The organism is Staphylococcus pasteuri (assembly GCF_030547725.1).
In the GTDB taxonomy this organism is placed as follows: Bacteria; Bacillota; Bacilli; order Staphylococcales; family Staphylococcaceae; genus Staphylococcus; species Staphylococcus pasteuri.
Window position 1 is genome coordinate 1 of sequence record NZ_JAUOQO010000073.1, and the last position, 371, is coordinate 371.

Genomic DNA, 371 nt, shown 5'->3' on the forward strand with positions numbered 1-371 from the left:
GCTGAATATGCAGGATATTTTTTCACGTTTAGCCTCTGAGCTGATATCGAATGCTCTTTCAGCATCTAGAGTTATATTTTTCCTGAACATCCGCATTTCATTGCTAAGGTCGGCTTCTAGCCCAAAGCTTTTCAAGCGTTTCAATCTTTTGTTAATTGACTCGGCTTTGTATGTAAAGATAGAGCTTTTGAGTAAGCATTTATTCTTATCAGAATAGTCATGCTCTGTCTCCCAAAATTCTATTGAAGATATAGCTAAAGACTGTATTTCTACTATCAGCGCGGTTTTTCTTGAAAAAAGTTCATTTCTTGATGCTATCTTTTGTGCATTTTCGTATATCGTTTCCCATCCGTAAACTACTAAAATAGCGG

At 36.1% G+C, this 371-nt stretch carries 1 protein-coding gene; it reads right to left on the reverse strand.

Annotation, left to right across the window (positions count from 1 at the left end; genetic code table 11):
• Positions 1-371 (reverse strand): hypothetical protein (locus Q4528_RS12845; protein WP_303521865.1); only part of this gene is annotated, 371 nt, incomplete at both ends.